The sequence below is a fragment of the Methylobacterium sp. D54C genome, assembly GCF_053345595.1.
Map to the genome: position 1 here is coordinate 12,106 of NZ_JBKFAK010000019.1, position 20,413 is coordinate 32,518.

Sequence of the window (20,413 nt, forward strand, 5' to 3'; positions counted from 1 at the left end):
CCGACGCACGATCCCGCGACCGCCTGCCCGCGACTGCCGACCCGCGACCGCCCGCCGCGGCAGCCCGGCCGCCGGAGGGCCCGCCCCGCTGGAGGAAAGATCTGCGCAGGGGACTCACGTCCTCGGCGCCGGGTCGGTCAGCCCGCGAAGGCGCGGGGCGGCAGGCCGGCGACGCCGACGTCGAGTTCGAACAGCGCGCCGGCCTCCGGCACGTGCTCGGCCCCCCGCGCCGCCGAGGTGACGAACAGCCGGTCGAGGCCGGGACCCGCGAAGGCGCAGCTCGTGATGTTGGGGGCGGGCAGGGGGATCGCGCGCAGCAGGCGCCCCGCGGGATCGAAGCGGCTGAGCCGGCCGCCGCCCCAGTGGGCGATCCACAGGCAGCCCTCTTCGTCCGTGGTCATGCCGTCGGGCCAGCCCCAGTCGTCGGGGAAGCGGAGGAAGGGCCGCTTGCCCGTCAGCGCCCCGTCGGCGGCGAGGTCGAAGGCGTAGACCGTCCGGGCGGCGCTGTCGCTGTGGTAGAGGATCCGGCCGTCGCGGCTGAAGGTCGGCCCGTTCGCGACGCCGTAGCTGGTATCCATCCGCCGCCACGTCAGGTCCGGGTCGAGCCGGTGCAGGGCGCCCGACACCGCGGTCTCGGCCTGGTGCATGCTCCCGGCCCAGATCCGGCCGGCGCAATCGACCTTGGCGTCGTTCAGGCGGTTGTCGGGATCGTCGGGCTCGGGGTCGCCGATCGGCGCGAGGCGGTCGGCCTCCAGGTCGTAGGTCGCGAAGCCGCTCTTCAGCCCGACGACGAAGTCGCGCCGGCCCGCGCGGGGGATGATCCAGCCGAGCGGTTCCGGGAACGGGCGCGTGCCGGTCGCGCCGTCGGCGAGGTCCAGCCAGTTCAGGGCCGGCGCCTCGATATCGACCCAGAACAGCGCGCCCCGCTCCGGAACCCAGACCGGGCCCTCGCCGAGCCGGTCGCGCCGGGGCCGGTCGAGGATGCGGATCCGCGGGTCCATGGCGGGCTCCCCGATCTGGCCGACGCTCAGGCGCCGGCCGGCCGCGCTGCGGCGCCGGTCCGGCAGCCCCAGAGCGCGTAGAACAGGACGTAGAGCTCGCAGGCGGCGGTGATCAGGAAGGAGTGCTGCAGCCCGTACCGGTCCGCCGCCCAGCCCTGCACCACCACCAGCGACCCGCCAGCGATCGCCATGATCAGCAGCCCGGCGCCCTCCTCGGTGAGCGGACCGAGGCCGCGGATGCCCAGGGTGAAGATCGTCGGGAACATGATCGCGTGGAACAGGCCGACCGAGATCAGCGCCCACAGGGCGAGGTGGCCGGTCGCGAAGGTCGCCACCAGCATCACCGCGCAGGCGCCGATCGCCGCGCCGGCCAGCACGGTCTCGGCCGGGCGCCGCTGCATCAGGTAGCTGCCGACGAAGCGGCCGACCATCATGCCGCCCCAGAGCAGGAACAGGTAGCGCGAGGCCTGGGCGTGGGTCAGGTCGCCGATCTCGGGCTGCGACACGAAGTTGATGAACAGGTTCGACACCCCGATCTCGGCGATCAGGTAGATGAAGATCGCCGGCACGCCGAGCACGAGGTTGCGGTGGCGCCAGAGCGACAGGCCGGCGCGCTCGGCCCTGGCGGCCCGGGCCGTGGCGCCGCCGGAACCGCTGATGGCGGGCAGCGGGAAGCGGGCGATGACCGCGGCGAGGACGACGAGCACCACCGCCACGATCAGGTAGGGCAGTTGCACCGACTGCGCGTCGGCCAGGCGCTCGGCCGGGGTCAGGGTGGCCCCGGCGGCGGCGTTGCCCGAGGCCGAGCGGCCGAGGATCAGGTAGCCCCCGAACAGCGGCGCCAGGGTCGTCCCGAGGGAGTTGAACGCCTGCACGAGGTTGAGCCGCGCCGGGGCGCTCTCGGCCGGGCCGACCACCGCCACGTAGGGGTTCGCGGCGACCTGCAGGAGGGTGATGCCGCTGGCGATCACGAACAGCGCCGTGAGCGTGATCGCGTAGGAGACCCGGTGGGCGGCCAGGATCATCCCGAGCGTGCCCAGCGCCATGATGCCCAGTCCCGTCACCAGGGCGCGCTGGTAGCCGACGCGCTCGATCAGCTTGGCCGCCGGGATCGAGGCGACGAAGTAGGCGATGAACCAGACGGACTCGATCAGCGTGGTCTGCGTGTAGTCGAGGTCGAACACGCTGCGCAGGTGCGGCAGCAGCGTGTTGTTGATGACCGTGATGAAGCCCCACATGAAGAACAGGCTCGCCAGCAGCGACAGGGCCGGGCGGTAGCCGCCCCGGTCGCGCGCGGCCTCCGCCCCCGTCCGGGGCGCCGCGGTCCCCGCGGTCGCGATCGGTCCTGCCATCCGGCGTCGTCCTCTGCCTCTCGGGCCGCCTTGTCGGGGTCCCGTGTTGTTCCTTTTATTTGTCTGAGTATATACCGGGTTCGCGGACGTCAACCGCGAGTCCCGTCGCGGTCCGGCGCACGACCGGCGCGGCGGGCGGAATCACGAAGGGGGAGAGCGCGATGCGTGGAGTGGGATCCCTGGCGCTGTGCGCCTGTGCGGCCCTGCCGGGCCTGACGCCGGCACCGGCCCGGGCGGCCGAGCCGACCCGGGCGGTGTTCGGCACGCTGCCGGACGGCCGGACGGTGGAGGAGGTGACGCTGACGAACGGCAAGGGCGTCACGGCGCGGATCCTGTCGTGGGGGGCGCTCCTGCGGAGGCTCGACGTGCCGGACCGCTCCGGCAAGGCCGCGGACGTCGTGCTCGGCTACAATGACCTCGCCTCCTACCTGGCCAAGGGCAACTATTTCGGCGCGAGCGTCGGGCGCTACGCCAACCGCATCCGCGCCGGGCGCTTCACCCTCGACGGCCGGACCTACACGCTGGCCACCAACGACGGCCCGAACGCCCTGCACGGCGGCGCGTCCGGCTTCGACAAGCGGCTCTGGACGATCACCGCGGTCAAGGGCGGCGCGGCCCCCTCGGTCACCCTGCGCTACGTCAGCCCGGACGGCGAGGAGGGCTATCCCGGCACGCTGACGGCGACCGCCACCTACGCGCTGGACGACACGAACACCCTCACGGTCACCTACGAGGCGACGACCGACAAGCCGACGATCGTCAACCTGACCAACCACAGCTTCTTCAACCTCGCGGGCGAGGGCTCGGGACGCTCGATCCTCGACCAGATTCTGACCATCCCGGCGGAGCGCTTCACGCCGGTCGACGCCACCCTGATCCCGACCGGGGAACACCTGCCGGTGGCCGGCACGCCCTTCGACTTCCGCGAGCCCGCGGTGATCGGCGCGCGGATCCGCGACGGGCGGGACGCGCAGATCGTGCGCGGGCGCGGCTACGACCACAACTGGGTCGTGACCGACGCGCCCACGGCCGAGCCGCACCCCGTGGCGCGGGTCGAGGATCCGGGATCGGGCCGCGTCCTCGACGTGGCGAGCAACCAGCCCGGCCTCCAGTTCTACGCCGGCAACTTCCTCAACGGGACCGCGGTCGGTAAGTCCGGCCTCGCCTACCGCCAGTCGGACGCCCTGGCGCTGGAGCCGGAGCTCTTCCCCGACACGCCGAACCAGCCGGCCTTCGGCTCGGCCCGGCTCGATCCCGGCAAGACCTACCGGAACGTGATCACCTACCGCTTCTCGACCAGCCCCGCCCCCCGGACCCAGAAATGACCGACCGACCGATTGCACGGCCCCTGCGCTCGCGCGCGTGGTTCGACAACCCCGACAATATCGACATGACGGCGCTCTACCTGGAGCGCTACCTGAACTTCGGCCTCAGCCTGGAGGAGCTGCGCTCGGGCAAACCGATCATCGGCATCGCCCAGACCGGCTCGGACCTGTCCCCGTGCAATCGCCACCACCTCGTCCTCGCGGAGCGGATCCGCGAGGGCATCCGCGAGGCGGGCGGGATCGTCCTGGAGTTTCCCGTCCACCCGATCCAGGAGACCGGCAAGCGGCCGACCGCCGGCCTCGACCGCAACCTCGCCTATCTGGGGCTCGTGGAGTTGCTCTACGGCTACCCCCTCGACGGGGTCGTGCTGACCACGGGCTGCGACAAGACCACCCCGGCCTGCCTGATGGCGGCCGCCACCGTGAACATCCCGGCCATCGCCCTGTCGGTGGGGCCGATGCTCAACGGCTGGTTCAAGGGCCAGCGCACCGGATCCGGCACGATCGTCTGGAAGGCCCGCGAGATGCTGGCGGCCGGCGAGATCGACCACGACGGCTTCATCAAGCTGGTGACCTCGTCGGCGCCCTCGACGGGCTTCTGCAACACGATGGGCACCGCCACGACGATGAACACGCTGGCCGAGGCGCTCGGCATGATGCTGCCCGGCTCGGCCGCGATCCCGGCGCCCTACCGCGACCGGCAGGAGGCCGCCTACCTGACGGGCAAGCGCGTCGTCGCCATGGTGGCCGAGGACCTGAAGCCCTCCGACATCCTGACCCGCGACGCCTTCCTCAACGCCATCGCGGTCAATTCCGCGATCGGCGGCTCGACCAACGCGCCGATCCACCTCGCGGCGATCGCGCGCCACATGGGGGTCGCGCTCGACATCGCGGACTGGCAGACCCACGGGCTCGACGTGCCGCTCCTCGTCAATCTGCAGCCGGCGGGTACCTATCTCGGCGAGGATTACTACCGCGCCGGCAGCTTGCCCGCGGTGGTGGCGCAGCTCATGCGCCGCGGCCTGATCCGCGAGGGCGCCCTCACCGTGAACGGGCGCACCCTCGGCGACAATTGCCGCAGCGCCGCGATCGAGGACGAGGACGTGATCCGGCCGATCGACCGGCCGCTCAAGGAGGCGGCGGGCTTCCTGGTCCTGCGCGGCAACCTGTTCGACGCCGCGGTGATGAAGACCAGCGTCATCGGCGCGGAGTTCCGCAGCCGCTACCTGTCGAACCCGGAGGATCCGGACGCCTTCGAGGGCCCCGTCGTGGTGTTCGACGGGCCGGAGGATTACCACGCCCGGATCGACGACCCGAGCCTCGGCATCACCGAGGAGACCCTGCTGGTCATGCGCGGGGCCGGGCCCGTGGGCTACCCGGGGGCGGCCGAGGTGGTGAACATGCGCCCGCCCGCGCAGCTGATCCGGGCCGGCGTGCACGCGCTGCCCTGCCTCGGCGACGGGCGCCAGTCCGGCACCTCCGGCTCGCCGTCGATCCTCAACGCCTCGCCCGAGGCGGCGGCCGGCGGCGGCCTCGCCCTCCTGCGCACCGGCGACCGGGTGCGGATCGACCTGCGCCGCGGCACCGCCGACATGCTGGTCGACGCCGACGAGATCGCGCGGCGGCGCGCGGCCCTGGAGGCGGCCGGCGGCTACGCCTATCCGGCCTCGCAGACCCCCTGGCAGGCGATGCAGCGCGCCGCGGTGGGGCAGATGCACACCGGGGCGATCCTGGAGGGCGCCGAGGCGTTCCAGCGCATCGCGCAGACGCGCGGCGTGCCGCGCGACAACCACTGAGGCCGCTGGGGCCACTCGGGCCACTCGGGCAATGTCCGGGCCGGCGGCGCCCCGCCGCCGGCACCGTCAGGGCCGCATCGCCAGCTCGGTGTCGGCGAGGGCGAGGCGGACCAGCTCGGTCATCGTCGCGCGGGCGGCGTCCGGGTCGCCCGCCACGATCGCGTCGTAGAGGGCGCGGTGATCCGGCATCGGATCCCGGGGCAGGCCCTGGCGGCGGTGCTTGAAGATCGTCGTCCACGTGACCGCGGCGGCGATGGAGCTCGACAGGGCGATCAGCGCGCCGTTGCGGGCCGCTTCCAGGATCGTGTTGTGGAAGGCCTGGTCGGCCGCCCGCCCGGCCTCGGTGGCGAGGCCGTGGCGGCCCATCTCCTCCAGGGCGTGCCCCATCCGGGCGATGTCGAGGCCGGAGCGCCGCTCGGCCGCGAGCGCGGCCGCGGCCGGCTCGACGATCATCCGCAGCTCGAACAGGTCGCGGATGAAGGACTCGCTCGGCTCCGACTCGAAGGCCCAGGCCAGGATGTCGGGATCGAGCAGGTTCCAGCGGCTGCGCTGGCTGACGCGGGTGCCGGTGCGCGGGCGGCTCTCCACGAGCCCCTTCGCGCTCAGGATGCGGATCGCCTCGCGGTAGGCGGTGCGCGAAACATTCAATTTCTCAGAGAATTCGATCTCGCCGGGCAGCACGTCCCCGGGCGCGTAGCGGCCGCCGAGGATCGCCGCGCCCAGATCGCGGGCGACCGAGCCGTGGATGCGGCGCGACCCCGAGGCGAGGGGCAGCGTCACGTTCTCCGAGCCCCGCTCCTGCCTCACCGCATCCACCTCCGGTCCGGGCCACCGGGTCGGGGCAGGAACGGCGTGATCGTATCCTGAAGTTGTAGGAGCGCAAAGAGGAACGCCCGCCGCACCGGGACCGCGGCCGCGCTTGCGGCCGGGAGCGAACTGCTCTAGCTTATTTGTATGAGTAGTGAACCGCCAGGGCCCGTCTCGGTCCGCGGCGGCGTCCCGAGCGGCGCCGCCGAATCGGCCACGGCCGCGGTCTTCCGGGCCACCGGCCCCGCGGAGGTCGAGGCCGCCTGCGCCCCGGCGGAGGCGGCGTTCCCGCACGTCTCCGGGACGCCCCTGGAAACACGCGCGCGCTGTCGCGAGGCTGTCGCCGACGGCATCGCCGAACACGGCGCGCCGCCGATCGAGCGGGCGATGGCCGAGACGGGCCAGCCGCGCGCGCCGGTCAAGGGCGAGCGCGCCCGCGCGGTCGGGCAGCCGCGCCTGTTCGCGGATCCGGTCCGCTCCGCCCGCAGGTCCGGCCGGGTCCTGGCGAACGGCTGGCCGACCGGCGCGGAGGTCGCCCCCGCGATGGTGCAGGGCGGCCCGTTCCCGGCGACCTCGGACGGCCGCAGCAGCGCGGTCGGACCGCCGGCGATCGAGCGCTTCCTGCGCCCGGTCCGCCCCCAGGACCTGCCCGACGCGCAGCCGCCCCTGCGCCCGGACAATCCCCGGCACCGCGCGCGCCGGATCGACGGCGCTCGCGCCCCGCAACCCGGCCGCTGACAGGCCGCCGCGCGACCCTCGACGGCCGCGCGTTCAGGACGCCCCGAAGCGGGCATCCCCGGGAGGACACAGATGGGACGATCACTCCTACAATTCCGCGCGGCCGACGGGCAGCGGGCCGTCGCGCTGCTCGCCGACGGCCGGGCGCGGCGGGTGCTCGGCGTCGACAGCGTGCTCGCCCTGGCGCACAGGGCCCTCGCGGCGGGGGACGATCTGACGGCGACGGCGGAGCGCGCGGGGCTCGGCGCGCCCGTCGATCTCGACGCGGTCCGGCTCCTGCCGCCCGTCGATCACGCCGATCCCGCGCACCTCCTGCTGAGCGGCACCGGCCTGACGCATCTCGGCTCCGCCGAGGGCCGCGACGCGATGCACCGCGCGGACGCGGCCGACCCGGCGCCGACCGATTCGATGCGCATGTTCCGGATGGGCGTCGAGGGCGGCAAGCCGGCACCGGGCGAGGCCGGCGCGCAGCCCGAGTGGTTCTACAAGGGCGACGGCTCCAGCCTGGTCGCCTGCGGCGAGCCGCTGGTCTCGCCTGCCTTCGCCCGCGACGGCGGCGAGGAGCCGGAGATCGCCGGGATCTACCTGATCGACGCCGACGGAACGCCGGTGCGCCTCGGCTTCGCCCTGGCGAACGAGTTCTCCGACCACGTGACCGAGCGCGGCAACTACCTGTGGCTCGCCCATTCCAAGCTCCGCCCGGCCGCCCTCGGCCCGGAGCTGTGGCTCGGGGCCCTGCCGCCGGACGTGCGCGGCACGAGCCGCATCCTGCGCGACGGAGCCGTGCTCTGGGAGAAGCCGTTCCTGTCCGGGGAGGCCAACATGTCCCACAGCATCGCCAATCTGGAGCTGCACCACTTCAAGTACGCGCCGTTCCGGCGCCCCGGCGACGTGCACGTCCACTTCTTCGGGACCGCGACCCTGTCGTTCAGCGACGGCGTCGCGACCCGGCCCGGCGACGTGTTCGAGATCGCGGCGGCGCCGTTCACGCGGCCCCTGCGCAACCCGCTGGCGATCGCGCCGGCGGACGCGCCGTCCGTGCGGGTGCTCTGACATGGCGGCCCCGATCCGCATCGGCCTCGTGGGCGTCGGCAAGATCGCCCGCGACCAGCACCTTCCGGCCATCGCCGCCTCGCCGGACTACGCGCTCGTGGCGGTGGCGAGCCGGCACGGCGGCCTCGACGGGGTGCCGAGCTACGGCAGCCTGGAGGCGATGCTGGCGGCGCACGGCGACCTCGACGCCGTCGCCCTGTGCCAGCCGCCGCAGGCGCGGTGCGCGGCGGCCCTGGCGGCGATCGCGGCCGGACGCCACGTCTTCCTCGAGAAGCCCCCGGGCGCGACGCTGGCCGAGGTCGGGCTCCTGGTCGCGGCCGCGCGGGACCGGGGCGTGAGCCTGTTCGCGAGCTGGCACTCCCGCTGCGCGCCGGGGGTGGAGCCCGCCCGCCGGTGGCTGTCGGGCCGCAGGATCCGGTCGGTGGCGATCGCCTGGCTGGAGGATGTCCGGCACTGGCACCCGGGCCAGGACTGGATCTGGGAGGCGGGCGGGATGGGCGTGTTCGATCCGGGGATCAACGCCCTGTCGATCGCCACCCACATCCTGCCGCCGTTCTTCCTCACCGGCGCGACCCTGTCGGTGCCGGCGAACCGGCAGGCGCCGATCGCCGCCGACCTGCACTTCGCGGACGTCGCCGGCACCCCGATCCGCGCCCGGTTCGACTGGCGCCAGACCGGGCCGCAGACCTGGGACATCCGCGTCGAGACCGACGACGGCCCCCTGGTCCTGTCGCGGGGCGGGGCCGCCCTGTCGATCGCCGGCCGCGACCAGCCGCTCCCGCCCGAGGCGGAGTACCGCGGCCTCTACGACCGCTTCGCCGCCCTGGTCCGCTCCGGCACCAGCGACGTCGACCTGAATCCGCTGATCCACGCCGCCGACGCCTTCATGCGCGGCGAGCGCCGCACGGTGGAGGCCTTCACGGACTGACCGGGAGGCCCCCTGCGGGACACGAACGCGACAGAGCCAGGCAAGGCCGCGCGGTTAAGGGGGAGTCACACATGGGAAAGCATCGGGGCAAGCATCGGGCAAAGCATTGGCGATGGGCCGCGCTCGCGTTCTGCGCCGCGTCGGTCACGGCGGGCGCGCGCCCGGCGGTCGCGCAGGTCGAGGCGACGGCCCCGGACGGGGGACCGTCCCTGGTCAATCCGGGACCGAAGGCGAGCCCGGCGCAGAAGGCCCGGTATCGGGCGAACCGCGCCCGGCGGCGGGTCATCCGGGAGGCGCGGAGCTTCTCGGGCGCCAGCAGCGCCGCCGCCAGCCTCGACGTGCAGGGCAGCAGCGCGACGCCGCCCAGCCTGCCGCCGGGCACCCTCGATCTCGGCAACGGGATCAGCATGGTCCTGAACTACACGGGCGAGTTCGCCGCCAACCCGTCCGGCGGCATCCGGCAGGGATCGGCCTATGCGGGCCAGATCGCGTTCGGCCTCGACGCCGATCTCGGCCGCCTCGCCGGCATCGACGGCGGCTCGGTCCACACGATCGTCACCCAGCGCCACGGCCGGAGCTTGGCGCAGGATGACATCGGCTTCAACGGCAGCGTGCAGGAGATCTACGGCGGCGGCCAGACCGCCCACCTGACGCTGCTGTCCTACGAGCAGAAGCTGTTCGACAACCGGCTCGACATCGAGGTGGGCCGCCTGCTCGCCAACCCCAACTTCCTGGCTTCGCCGCTCTACTGCAACTTCCAGAACAACGCGACCTGCGGCGCGCCCAAGTCCATCTTCAAGCTGACGAACTTCACCTACTGGCCGATCGCCACCTGGGGCGGCCACGCCAAGGCCTGGGTCAACGACAAGGTGTTCCTGCACGCCGGCATCTACGAGGTGAACCCGCGCGACCAGCTGCCGACCCGGAACGGCGTCGACTGGTCGACCAGCGGCGCCACCGGAGTCCTGGTGCCGGTGGAGGTCGGCTACTCGACCAATTTCGGCAACGACCCGCTGCCGCGCAACTACAGCATCGGCGCCGTGTTCGACCGGTCGGACTACACGGATCCCGTGCTCGACCGGCGGGGCGGCGCGCAGGTCTTCAGCGGCCTCGATCCGCTGACCCGGTTCGGGCGGTCGGCGGTCTACGCCCGCTTCGACCAGATGGTCTGGCGGCCGGATCCGAACGGCGTCCAGGGCCTGTCGGTGTTCGGCGTCGCGATCGGCGGGACCGGCGGACGGCAGACCCAGGATTACTTCCTGGAGGGCGGCGCCGTGCTGACCGGAACCTTCCCGGGCCGGCCCTACGACACCCTCGGCCTCGTCTTCGCCATGGAGAAGCTCTCGCCCCTGGGCACGGCCAACATCCGGGCGGCGCGCGCGTCACTGGGGCTCGGCACCCGGAACGTCGAGTCCCTGCAGACCATCCTGGAGCTGAGCTACGGCATCCAGCTCACCCCGGCGGTGCGGCTGATGCCGAACCTGCAATACGTGATCGACCCGGACCAGACCCGCTTCCCGTTCCGCCCGAAGCCGATCCCGGACGCCTTCGTGATCGGCGCGAAGCTGTCGGTGGACCTGTTCACCCTGGCCGGCCTGGCGAAGGGCCCGGGCAGCCAGTGACGCCCTGACCGCCCCGGCGCCCGCTCCCTGCGGACGCCGGGCCTACCGACCTGACCGGGGGAGGAGCCGTCCCGCGGCTGCGAGGCCCGTACGCGCCGGTTCCCGGACCTGCGGGGGGGCAGCGCCTCGCCGCGCGCCCGTCGGGCAGGCGCGCCGTGCCGGCCGCGCGGCGGCGTTTCGCGCCGCGCGCGGCTTCGTGTACGAGACCGGGCTCCGCGTTCCGTCGCGCGGTCGACGGGCCGCCCGCCCGTGGGACGACGGCAGAGACCTCGACATGGCAGTGACCGATCACGACGCGGCACCGGTCTCCACCGGGGTGACCGGCCTCGACCACATCCTGGCCGGCGGCTACGCGTCCCAGCGCTCGCACCTCATCGAGGGGCGGCCCGGATCCGGCAAGACGACGCTGGCGATGCAGTTCCTCCTCGACGGCGTGCGCCGGGGCGAGCGCTGCCTGTACATCACGCTCTCGGAGAGCCGGCGCGAGCTCCTGAACGTCGCGGAGCGCCACGGCTGGTCCCTCGACGGCATCGAGATCTGCGAGCTCGTCGCGCCGGAACTCAGCCTCGACCCCGGGCAGCAGCAGAGCCTCGTCCACTCGTCCGACCTCGAGCTCGGCGAGACCGTCCGGATGGCGATCGCCGAGATCGAGCGGCTCAAGCCGCAGCGCGTGGTGTTCGACAGCCTCTCGGAGATCCGGCTGCTCTCGCAGGGATCGCTGCGCTACCGCAGGCAGGTCCACGCCCTGCGCAGCTTCCTGCTCATCCAGAACACCACGGCGCTGCTCCTCGACGATCTCACCGCCGAGACGGACGACCTGAACCTGCACAGCCTCAGCCACGCCGTGATCCGGCTGGAGCAGCTCGCGCCCCTGTACGGCGGCGAGCGGCGGCGCCTGCGCGTGATCAAGATGCGCGGCACGCCGTTCCGGGGCGGTTTCCACGACTACGTGATCCGGCGCGGCGGGCTCACGGTGTTCCCGCGCCTCGTCGCGGCCGAGCATCTCGGCACCTTCCCCGACGACCGGTGCGGCACGGGCAGCCCCGAACTGGACCAGCTGCTCGGCGGCGGCCTCGACCGGGGCACCAGCACGATGCTGATCGGACCGTCCGGCGTCGGCAAGTCGACGGTGGCGCTCACCTGCGTCACCGCGGCGATCGCCCGCGGCGAGCGCGCGCTGATCCTCAGCTTCGACGAGACCACCGGCGTCCTCAGTCGCCGGGCCCGCGGTCTCGCCATGCCGGTCGAAGACGCGATCGCCGCCGGATCGCTCATCGTCGAGCAGATCGACCCGGCCGAGGTCTCGCCCGGCGAACTCGCCGACATCGTCCAGAACGCGGTCGAGCACCGGGGCGTGACGACGGTCGTGATCGACTCCCTGACCGGCTATCACAACGCCATGCCGGAGGAGAATTACCTGCTCCTGCAGATGCACGAGCTGCTGACCTACCTGAACCAGCAGGGCGTGCTCTCGCTCCTCGTCCTGGCCCAGCACGGCATGATCGGGGCGATGGGCGCGAATGTCGACCTCACCTACCTCAGCGACACGATCCTGCTGTTCCGCACCTTCGAGGCAGACGGGCGGCTGCGGCGCGCGATCTCGGTCGTGAAGAAGCGGACCGGCAGCCACGAGGACACGATCCGCGAATTGCGGATCGACTCCGGCGGGATCCGCGTTGGCGAACCGCTCAGCGCGTTCCGAGGTATCATGACCGGCGTTCCGACATTCGAGGGTGAGCGGTCGTCGCTCCTGCCGACCCGCGCGGCTGATGACCGAGGCTGAACTGCCGGTTCTCATCTTCGCGCCGGGTGGCCGCGACGCCGCCGTCGCCGCGGCGATCCTCGGCGAGGCGCGGATCGCGACACAGGTGTGCGCCAGCCTCGCGGACGTGGTCTCCCGGCTCGACGCGGCCGCCTGCGCGGTGCTCACCGAGGAGGCGCTGCTGTCCTCGAACCGCCAGGCCCTGGCGGACTGGATCGCCGCGCAGCCGCCCTGGTCCGATTTCCCGTTCATCCTCCTGCGGCTGCGGGGCGCCGAGCCCAACGCGCAGCTGACCGACATGCTCGGCAACGTCAGCGTGCTGGAACGCCCGTTCCACCCGGCGACGCTGGTCATGGCGGCCCGCTCCGCCCACCGCGCCAAGCGCCGGCAGCTCGAGGCGCGCGCCCATCTCGAGGAGCGCGAGCGCACGACCGAGCGGCAGGCGCTCCTGATCCGCGAGCTGCATCACCGGGTGAAGAACACGCTGGCTACCGTGCAGGCGCTGCTCGGGGCCTCGGCCCGGTCCGCGACCAGCGTCGACGCCTTCTACGCGTCGTTCTCGGCGCGGGTGATCTCGCTGGCCAAGACCCACAATCTCCTGACCGAGGATTACTGGCAGCAGGCGCCCCTGCGCGAGATGCTGATGAACGAGCTCGGGCCCTACAACGACGTCGAGGGCGCCCGCATCCAGCTGGAGGGCCCCGCGATCGACCTGATGGGCGACCTCGCGGTCCCGACCGGCATGGCCATCCACGAGCTGACGACCAACGCGGCCAAGCACGGCGCCCTGTCGGTCCCGGAGGGCCGGATCGCGATCCGGTGGGATATCGAGCAGACGCCGGCCGCCCGCATGCTGCACCTCGACTGGACCGAGCGGGGTGGTCCGGCCACGGCGGTGCCGACGCGGAAGGGCTTCGGCTCGACGCTGCTGCAGCGTGTCCTGAAGATCCAGTGCCAGGCGGACATCGCCTTCGATTTCCAGCCGGCCGGGCTGCACTTCACCATGCGGGCGCCGCTGCCCGAGACGCGCGTCGTCCCGGCGTACTAAGGCGGTCAGTGTTCCGGACCCGACGCCGCGCCTGTCGCGGGGTGTGCGCTTTCACACAGAAGTGTCTTGCGTTCTGCGGTCCTGATCGAACTTATCGCAGGTGCGAGATTTAGGATGTCGCAGCACAGCGATACGTCTTGCGATGAATAGATTTGCTCCTCTCGTGGCGGCCGCACTGGCCTGGGCCGTTTTCGGTACCTGGGCCGAAGCCCGTCGCTCGTCCTTGCAGAAGGATATTCCGGCGCTCCGCCCGGGGATCATGGCCGATCTGGCCGCGAGAAACTGTCCGGCCGTCCGGATCGACACGGAGCGCTTCCGTCAGTTCTCGCGCGAGAACCATCTGAACCACGCGGACTTCTTCACGAAGAAGCGCTCGGTCGCCCTGCAGCACGACCTCGACGCGGAGTTGGCGCAGCTCCGGGAGCGTCCGGAGGAGGCCTGCGCGCAGATGTGGACCAAGTACGGCGACGACGGCACCGTGCAGCACCTCCTCGTCCGCAAGTAGGCACCGCCTGCCGATCCGGAGCCGCAGGGCGGGTCGACGACGACGACGCTGGCGACCGCGAGGGTGTCAGCGCGGGCGGCGTTCCGGTCGCGTCGGCCTCCCCCGCCGCCCCGGATCCCGGGGCTGGCGATTCGGTTCCGAGTCCGCCCACGTATCGAGAACACGCTTCTCCCGCCGGGCGCGTTGAGAGAATAAAACCCCGTCTCTCGCGCCGATGAACCGCCGACACGCAAGATCTCGCGCCCATCCCGCGCGGCGGTCGAGATGAAAGTCCATATTGGACGCCCGATTTCGGGGAGAACGTTTTTCCTTCACCGGGCAATTGGGAACGCCGTTTCATTGACGGCGGAAGTCGCAGCCATCAATTCTAGCGGCCTGTTCGGATGTCCGGCCGCGCAACCTCCGCTCTTCGGAGACGGGGCGGTCCGTCATCCTGTCTCACAGCAAGGCATCCGGAATGACACGACCGAGACTCGTCGGGCTGAGCGCCAACGTGCAGCGGCCCTCGAAGACCCGCACGCTGGTGGATGCCGTACTCCGCGAGGCCAGCGCCCAGGCTGCCCTCGACGCGGAGATCCTCGACTTCGTCGATGCCGGGACCGGCCTCGGCGCCGCCTGGACTCGCGACCAGCTCGCGCCGGCCGCGCGCGGCGTGCTCGCGGCCATCGAGGAGGCGGACGGGCTGGTCGTCGGCTCGCCGGTCTACAAGGGCGCCTATACCGGCCTGTTCAAGCACCTGTTCGACCTGGTCGATCCGGGGGCGCTCGCCGGGAAGCCCGTGGCGATCGTGGCCACGGGCGGCGGCGCGCGCCACGCCCTCGTGGTCGAGCACGCCTTCCGGCCGCTCTTCGGCTTCTTCGGGGCGCTCCAGATCCCGACCGCGGTCTACGCCTCCGATCCCGATTTCAGCGACGGCGCGCTGACCGAGGCCGGAGTGCGCGCCCGCGCCCGCGAGGCCGGCGGGCAGCTCGCCGCGCTGCTCGTGCACCGGGCGGCCGCGGCGCCGCTCACCCTCGCCGCCGCCGAGTGAGCCGGCCGATGCTCGACCGTCGCGCCCTGCTGGCCGCCCTCGCGGCCCTGCCCCTAGCACCGGCCCTCGCGCCGGCTCTCGTCCCGGGCGCCCGGGCGGCCGAGCCCGGCGTGCTGCGGATCGGCTACCAGAAGAACGGCATCCTGGTCGTCGCCAAGCAGCAGAAGATCATCGAGAAACGCCTGGAACCCCTCGGATACGCGGTGCGCTGGGTCGAGTTCTCATTCGGGCCGCCGCTGCTGGAGGCCCTGTCGCTGGACGGGATCGATCTCGGCCAGACCGGCGACGCCCCGCCGATCTTCGCGCAGGCCGCGCGCTCCAACCTCGTCTACGCGGCCGCCCAGGAGGCCGGCGGCTCCGGCGCCGGGATCCTGCTGCCGAAAGGCTCCGAGATCCGCAGCCTCGCCGAGCTCAAGGGCAAGCGCGTCGCCTTCGCCAAGGCGTCGAGCTCCCACAACCTGATCATCGCGGCGCTGGAGAAGGCCGGCCTGAGCTACGCCGACATCGAGCCGGTGACGCTGGCGCCCGCGGACGCCGCGGCCGCCTTCGCCCGGGGCAGCATCGACGCCTGGACGATCTGGGACCCGTACTTCGCCATCGCCGAGCAGGGGGAGGGCGTGCGCGTGCTGGTGCGCGCCACCGACGTCACCCCGCAGAACAACTTCTTCCTGGCGAGCCGGCCCTTCGCGGAGAGCCGGGCCCCGGTCCTCACGGCGGTGATCGACGCGCTGGGCGAGGTGGCGGCCTGGTGCACGCAGAATCGCGGCGCGGTGGCGGAACTCCTGTCGCAGGGCACCGGCGTGCCGCTGGCCGCGACGCGGCGGGCGGTGGACCGGACCGACTACGTGATCGGACCGATGACCGACCGCGTCGCCTCCGAGCAGCAGCGGGTCGCCGACCGCTTCCACGCCCTGAAGCTGATCCCCAAGCCGATCCGCATCGCCGACGCGGTCTGGACGCCCCCCGCCCGCAACGGCTGAGACCGACCGCAGAGAGCCATGACCGACCGATCGCCCCGCGCGCTGTCCCTGTCATCCGCCGGCGCCCCGAACCGCCGCCTCCTCCTGTCCGCCGGCCTCGGCCTCGCGGCGGCCGCGCTGCTGCGGCCGGCCCGCGCGGCCAGCACCATCCGCATCGGCTACCAGAAATACGGGTCCCTCGTGCTGCTGAAGGCCCGCGGAACCCTGGAGAAGGCCCTCCAGCCCTTCGGCACCGCGGTGGCGTGGTCCGAGTTCCCGTCCGGCCCGCCGCTCCTGGAGGCACTGAATGCCGGGGCGATCGATTTCGGCTCGGCCGGCGAGGCGCCGCCGATCTTCGCCCAGGCCGCGAGCCCGGAGCTGCGCTACGTGGCCGCCGAGCCGCCGGCGCCGCGGGGCGAGGCGATCCTCGTGCCCAAGGACAGCCCGATCCGCAGCGTCGCCGACCTGCGCGGCAAGACCGTCGCCCTCAACAAGGGATCGAACGTCCACTACCTGCTGGTGCGCGCCCTGGAGCAGGCGGGCGTCCCCTACGACGCGGTGACGCTCGCCTACCTCGCGCCGGCCGACGCCAACGCCGCCTTCGTGCGCGGCTCCGTCGATGCCTGGGTGATCTGGGACCCGTTCCAGGCCGCCGCCGAGCGCGCCACGGGCGCCCGGGTGCTGGTCGACGGGCGCGGGGTCGACGGGCACGCGCTCGCCCCCAACCGCCAGTTCTACCTGTCCCGGCGCGGCTTCACCGACACCAGCCCCGCGATCGTCTCGGCCGTGCTGAAGGCGATCGGGGAGATCGACGCCTGGGCCGAGGGCCATGCCGACGCCGTGGCGGCGGAACTGGCGCCCTCGGTGGGCATCCCCGCGCCGGTCCTCGCCGTGGCGCTCGGCCGCCTGTCCTACGGCGTCGCGCCCCTCGACGCGGCCGCGATCGCCGACCAGCAGAAGGTCGCCGACAGCTTCCACCGTCTCGGGCTCCTGCCGAAGCCCGTCCGGGTCGCCGACGCGGTCTGGACGCCGCCCGGGCCCGCGGACGCCCTCAAGTCCGAGAAGCGGACGGAGAACCGCTGATGCGCCCCTCCAAGCTCGATCGCCTGCGCGACTCCGCGGTGCCCTGGCTGCTGCCGGCCGCCATCCTGCTGGGCTGGCAGGCCGCGGTCTCGGCCGGCCTCGTCTCCAACCGCTTCATGCCGGCGCCCCTCGACGTGGTCCGGGCCGGCTGGGAGGCCGGGCGGACCGGGGAGCTCTGGACCAATCTCGGCGTCAGCACCCTGCGGGCGCTGGCGGGCTTCGTGATCGGCGGCGGCATCGGCTTCGGGCTCGGCCTCGCCAACGGCCTGTCGCGCCTGTCGGAGCGGCTCACCGACACCTCGGTGCAGATGGTGCGCAACGTGCCCCACCTGTCGCTGATCCCGCTGGTGATCCTGTGGTTCGGCATCGGCGAGGAGGCCAAGCTGTTCCTCGTGGCGCTCGGCGTGTTCTTCCCGATCTACGCCAACACCCTGCACGGCATCCGCTCGGTGGATCCGGGCCTCGTGGAGATGGGCCGGGTCTACGGCATGTCCCGCACCGAGCTGTTCACCCGCGTGGTGCTGCCCGGCGCCCTGCCGTCGATCTTCGTGGGCCTGCGCTACGCGCTAGGCATCATGTGGCTTACGCTGATCGTCGCCGAGACGATCTCGGCCTCGTCGGGGCTCGGCTACATGGCCATGCAGGCCCGGGAGTTCATGCTGGTCGACGTCGTCGTGCTGGCGATCCTGATCTACGCCGCCCTCGGCAAGTTCGCCGACGCCCTGACCCGCCAGCTCGAGCGCGCCTGCCTCGCCTGGAACCCCGCCTACAGGAGCGCCTGATGCTGCTCGACGCCGTCCGCCGCGAGGCGCTTCCCGACCCGGGCACGGATCCGCGCCCGGCGCCCGGCGCCGCCCCGGGGCACAGGCAAGCGGATCTGCCCGCGGAGCCGCCCGCGGATCTGCCCCCGTCACCGCCGGCCCGCGGGATCGCCGTCACCGTCCGCGACCTGGACAAGAGCTTCGACGGCACCGCCGTCATCGAGGGCCTGAACCTGTTCCTGCCGGCCGGCGGGTTCACCGCGGTGGTCGGCCGCTCCGGCTGCGGCAAGAGCACCCTGCTGCGCCTTATCCTCGGGCTCGACACGCCCACGGGCGGGCGGATCGACCTGGAGGGGCCGGAACGCTCCCCGCGCCGGTCCGAGCCGCCGAAGCGGATCATGTTCCAGGAGCCGCGGCTGCTGCCCTGGGCGCGGGTCGTCGACAACGTGGCGGTCGGCCTGTCGGGGCACGGCTCCCGGGCCGAGCGCCGGGAGCGGGCGCTCGCGGCGCTCGCCGAGGTCGGCCTCGCCGACAAGGCCGGGCAGTGGCCCGCCACCCTGTCGGGCGGCCAGCGCCAGCGCGTGGCCCTGGCCCGGGCGCTGGTGAGCCGGCCGGGCCTGCTCGCCCTCGACGAGCCGCTGGGCGCCCTCGACGCCCTGACCCGGATCGGCATGCAGGACCTGATCGAGCGGATCTGGCGGGGGCAGGGGTTCACCGCGCTCCTCGTCACGCACGACGTCGCCGAGGCCGTGGCGCTGGCCGACCGCATCCTCGTGGTCGAGGCCGGCCGGATCGCCCTCGACCTGCGGGTCGACGTGCCGCGGCCGCGCCGGCGCGGGGATCCGGACCTCGCCCGCCTCGAGGGCCGCATCCTCGATCACCTGCTCGGATCGCAGCCGACCGCCTGAACGCGGGCCGCCGTTTCCCGGAAGCGGCGGCCCGCCCTAGCTCTCGACGATCACCGGATCCGCGCAGTCGGGTCCGGCTTTTCCGCATCCGGCCACCGGGCCGCACAGGAGATTCCGATGACAGCAGCCAATGACGGACGCGCCGACGTCCTCTGGTTCCTGCCGACCCACGGCGACGGCCGCTATCTCGGCGCGCGGGAGGGGGCCCGGGACGTCTCGCTCAGCTATCTCCGGCAGATCGCGCAGGGGGCGGACGAGCTCGGCTATTACGGCGTGCTGCTGCCCACCGGACGCTCCTGCGAGGATTCCTGGATCGTCGCCTCGGCGCTGGCGCCGCTGACCAAGCAGCTGCGCTTCCTCGTGGCGGTGCGGCCGGGCCTGATGGAGCCCTCCGCGGCGGCCCGCATGACCGCGACCCTCGACCGGATCTCGGACGGGCGCCTCCTGATCAACGTCGTCACCGGCGGCGACCCGGTGGAACTCGCCGGCGACGGCGTGTTCCTGTCCCACGACGAACGCTACGCCGTCACCGACGAGTTCCTGACGATCTGGCGCGGCCTGCTCGCGGGCGAGACCGTGACCTTCCGGGGCGATCACCTGCGCACCGAGAACGGCCGGCTGATCTTCCCGCCGGTGCAGAAGCCCTATCCGCCGCTCTATTTCGGCGGCTCGTCGGCGGCCGGCATGGCGGTCGCGGCCGAGCATTGCGACGTCTACCTCACCTGGGGCGAGCCCCCGGCGCAGGTCGCCGAGAAGATCGCCGCCGCCCGGGAGGCCGCCGAGGCGAAGGGCAAGACCTTCTCGTACGGCATCCGCCTGCACGTCATCGCCCGCGAGACCGAGGCCGCGGCCTGGGAGGCCGCCGAGCAGCTGATCTCGAAGCTCGACGACGCCACTATCGCCACGGCGCAGGAGACCCTGAAGCGGCAGGATTCCGTCGGCCAGAGCCGCATGATGGCGCTCCACGGCGGCAGCCGCGACAAGCTCGTGGTGGCGCCGAACCTCTGGGCCGGCGTCGGCCTCGTCCGCGGCGGCGCCGGGACGGCGCTGGTCGGCTCGGCCGACCAGGTCGCCGACCGGATGAAGGAGTACATCGATCTCGGGATCGACCGCTTCATCCTCTCGGGCTACCCGCACCTGGAGGAGGCCTACCGGTTCGCCGAGCTGGTCTTCCCGAAGCTGCCGCTGCGCGCCACGACCGGGCGGCCGGCCGGCAATGCCCGCAACGACGGCCCGTTCGGCGAGATCATCGCCAACGACCTCGTGCCGACCCGCCGCGTCAGCGCGCACTGACCGGCGGCCCCGCCGGCACGGGGCATGGCTGATCTGCGTTCGGGCAGCCCGGGCGTCATGGTCATGCCATCCTTGGCGCCCATCCGCACCGCCCATCGCCGCGCGACCCGCTCGCGCGGCCTGGACGAGCGTAGGATTTCGATGACTTCGACCAAGACGGCCCTCCTGGCCATCGGTCTGTGCCTCGGCCCCGCCGCGGCCTTCGCGGAGCAATCCCCGGCCCGGGAAGCCCTCAAGCAGTACTGCACCGGCGACTACATGGATTTCTGCAGCGCCTACGCGCCGGGTGGCCCGGAGGTCGAGGCCTGCTTCAAGGCCAACCTCAAGAAGCTCTCCCCGAACTGCTCGGCGGCGATCACCGCCTACAAGAAGGAGCAGCGGGCGACCAAGCGCGTCAGCGAGGCGCGCTGAGGGCCGAACGCCCGTCGCGGCGGCCGCGACC

Annotated in this window: 18 protein-coding genes and 2 pseudogenes; 17 read left to right on the forward strand and 3 right to left on the reverse strand. The window is 72.8% G+C overall.

Annotated features, from left to right (window positions below; genetic code table 11):
- Positions 1 to 137: 137 nt before the first annotated feature.
- Both ACLBYB_RS25180 and ACLBYB_RS25185 read right to left on the reverse strand, forming a co-directional pair.
- Positions 138 to 1,001 carry an SMP-30/gluconolactonase/LRE family protein gene (locus ACLBYB_RS25180; protein ID WP_447700414.1) on the reverse strand — a complete coding sequence of 288 codons (864 nt, stop codon included), beginning with the start codon at positions 999 to 1,001 and terminating at the stop codon, positions 138 to 140.
- 26 nt (positions 1,002 to 1,027) lie between these two features.
- Positions 1,028 to 2,353, reverse strand: a complete 1,326-nt coding sequence (locus ACLBYB_RS25185; protein ID WP_447700415.1) for a sugar MFS transporter — start codon at positions 2,351 to 2,353, stop codon at positions 1,028 to 1,030.
- A 161-nt stretch (positions 2,354 to 2,514) separates the two neighbouring features.
- Here ACLBYB_RS25185 and ACLBYB_RS25190 point away from each other — a divergent pair, with 161 nt between their 5' ends.
- Complete coding sequence (locus tag ACLBYB_RS25190) at positions 2,515 to 3,678, forward strand: aldose epimerase family protein (RefSeq protein ID WP_447700416.1); 1,164 nt, start codon at positions 2,515 to 2,517, stop codon at positions 3,676 to 3,678.
- A complete protein-coding gene (locus ACLBYB_RS25195) occupies positions 3,675 to 5,474 on the forward strand; it encodes an IlvD/Edd family dehydratase (protein WP_447700417.1) in 1,800 nt (599 codons plus the stop codon). The genes ACLBYB_RS25190 and ACLBYB_RS25195 overlap by 4 nt, the downstream gene beginning before the upstream one ends.
- Before the next feature lie 66 nt (positions 5,475 to 5,540).
- Here the strand turns inward: ACLBYB_RS25195 and ACLBYB_RS25200 are convergent, their stop codons facing one another.
- Complete coding sequence (locus ACLBYB_RS25200; RefSeq protein ID WP_205833513.1) at positions 5,541 to 6,281, reverse strand: FadR/GntR family transcriptional regulator; 741 nt, start codon at positions 6,279 to 6,281, stop codon at positions 5,541 to 5,543.
- A gap of 147 nt (positions 6,282 to 6,428) precedes the next feature.
- On the opposite strand from ACLBYB_RS25200, the pseudogene ACLBYB_RS25205 reads away from it, so the two are divergent.
- From ACLBYB_RS25205 to ACLBYB_RS25275, 15 genes and pseudogenes are all read left to right on the forward strand, one after another.
- Positions 6,429 to 6,749, forward strand: a pseudogene (locus ACLBYB_RS25205) (aldehyde dehydrogenase family protein); the annotation flags it as partial.
- 21 nt (positions 6,750 to 6,770) lie between these two features.
- Positions 6,771 to 7,019, forward strand: a pseudogene (locus ACLBYB_RS25210) (aldehyde dehydrogenase (NADP(+))); the annotation flags it as partial.
- 72 nt (positions 7,020 to 7,091) lie between these two features.
- Entirely contained in the window at positions 7,092 to 8,072 is a 981-nt protein-coding gene (gene araD1, locus ACLBYB_RS25215) for an AraD1 family protein (protein WP_447700418.1), read from the forward strand.
- A 1-nt stretch (position 8,073) separates the two neighbouring features.
- On the forward strand, positions 8,074 to 9,000 hold the full coding sequence (locus ACLBYB_RS25220; protein ID WP_447700419.1) for a Gfo/Idh/MocA family protein: 927 nt from the start codon (positions 8,074 to 8,076) through the stop codon (positions 8,998 to 9,000).
- A gap of 71 nt (positions 9,001 to 9,071) precedes the next feature.
- Entirely contained in the window at positions 9,072 to 10,622 is a 1,551-nt protein-coding gene (locus ACLBYB_RS25225) for a carbohydrate porin (RefSeq protein WP_447700420.1), read from the forward strand.
- A gap of 274 nt (positions 10,623 to 10,896) precedes the next feature.
- On the forward strand, positions 10,897 to 12,405 hold the full coding sequence (locus ACLBYB_RS25230) for an ATPase domain-containing protein (protein WP_447700421.1): 1,509 nt from the start codon (positions 10,897 to 10,899) through the stop codon (positions 12,403 to 12,405).
- On the forward strand, positions 12,392 to 13,432 hold the full coding sequence (locus ACLBYB_RS25235; protein WP_447700422.1) for a sensor histidine kinase: 1,041 nt from the start codon (positions 12,392 to 12,394) through the stop codon (positions 13,430 to 13,432). The genes ACLBYB_RS25230 and ACLBYB_RS25235 overlap by 14 nt, the downstream gene beginning before the upstream one ends.
- Before the next feature lie 259 nt (positions 13,433 to 13,691).
- Positions 13,692 to 13,937, forward strand: a complete 246-nt coding sequence (locus ACLBYB_RS25240; RefSeq protein WP_447700423.1) for a hypothetical protein — start codon at positions 13,692 to 13,694, stop codon at positions 13,935 to 13,937.
- Between the two features lie 457 nt (positions 13,938 to 14,394).
- On the forward strand, positions 14,395 to 14,967 hold the full coding sequence (gene msuE / locus ACLBYB_RS25245) for an FMN reductase (RefSeq protein WP_234080845.1): 573 nt from the start codon (positions 14,395 to 14,397) through the stop codon (positions 14,965 to 14,967).
- Positions 14,968 to 14,975: 8 nt separating this feature from the next.
- A complete protein-coding gene (locus ACLBYB_RS25250; protein ID WP_447700424.1) occupies positions 14,976 to 15,947 on the forward strand; it encodes an aliphatic sulfonate ABC transporter substrate-binding protein in 972 nt (323 codons plus the stop codon).
- An 18-nt stretch (positions 15,948 to 15,965) separates the two neighbouring features.
- Positions 15,966 to 17,009 carry a sulfonate ABC transporter substrate-binding protein gene (locus tag ACLBYB_RS25255; protein WP_447700425.1) on the forward strand — a complete coding sequence of 348 codons (1,044 nt, stop codon included), beginning with the start codon at positions 15,966 to 15,968 and terminating at the stop codon, positions 17,007 to 17,009.
- Positions 17,009 to 17,791: an aliphatic sulfonate ABC transporter permease SsuC gene (gene ssuC / locus ACLBYB_RS25260; RefSeq protein ID WP_020094782.1), complete on the forward strand. Its 783-nt coding sequence runs from the start codon at positions 17,009 to 17,011 to the stop codon at positions 17,789 to 17,791. The genes ACLBYB_RS25255 and ssuC overlap by 1 nt, the downstream gene beginning before the upstream one ends.
- The gene (locus ACLBYB_RS25265) at positions 17,791 to 18,678 is read left to right on the forward strand and encodes an ABC transporter ATP-binding protein (RefSeq protein ID WP_447700426.1); all 888 of its coding nucleotides are present in this window, start codon (positions 17,791 to 17,793) and stop codon (positions 18,676 to 18,678) included. Before ssuC ends, ACLBYB_RS25265 begins: the two co-directional genes overlap by 1 nt.
- A 117-nt stretch (positions 18,679 to 18,795) precedes the next feature.
- Positions 18,796 to 19,971 carry an FMNH2-dependent alkanesulfonate monooxygenase gene (gene ssuD, locus ACLBYB_RS25270; protein ID WP_447700427.1) on the forward strand — a complete coding sequence of 392 codons (1,176 nt, stop codon included), beginning with the start codon at positions 18,796 to 18,798 and terminating at the stop codon, positions 19,969 to 19,971.
- Positions 19,972 to 20,112: 141 nt separating this feature from the next.
- Positions 20,113 to 20,382, forward strand: a complete 270-nt coding sequence (locus ACLBYB_RS25275; RefSeq protein WP_012318328.1) for a hypothetical protein — start codon at positions 20,113 to 20,115, stop codon at positions 20,380 to 20,382.
- The last annotated feature ends 31 nt before the right edge of the window (positions 20,383 to 20,413 follow it).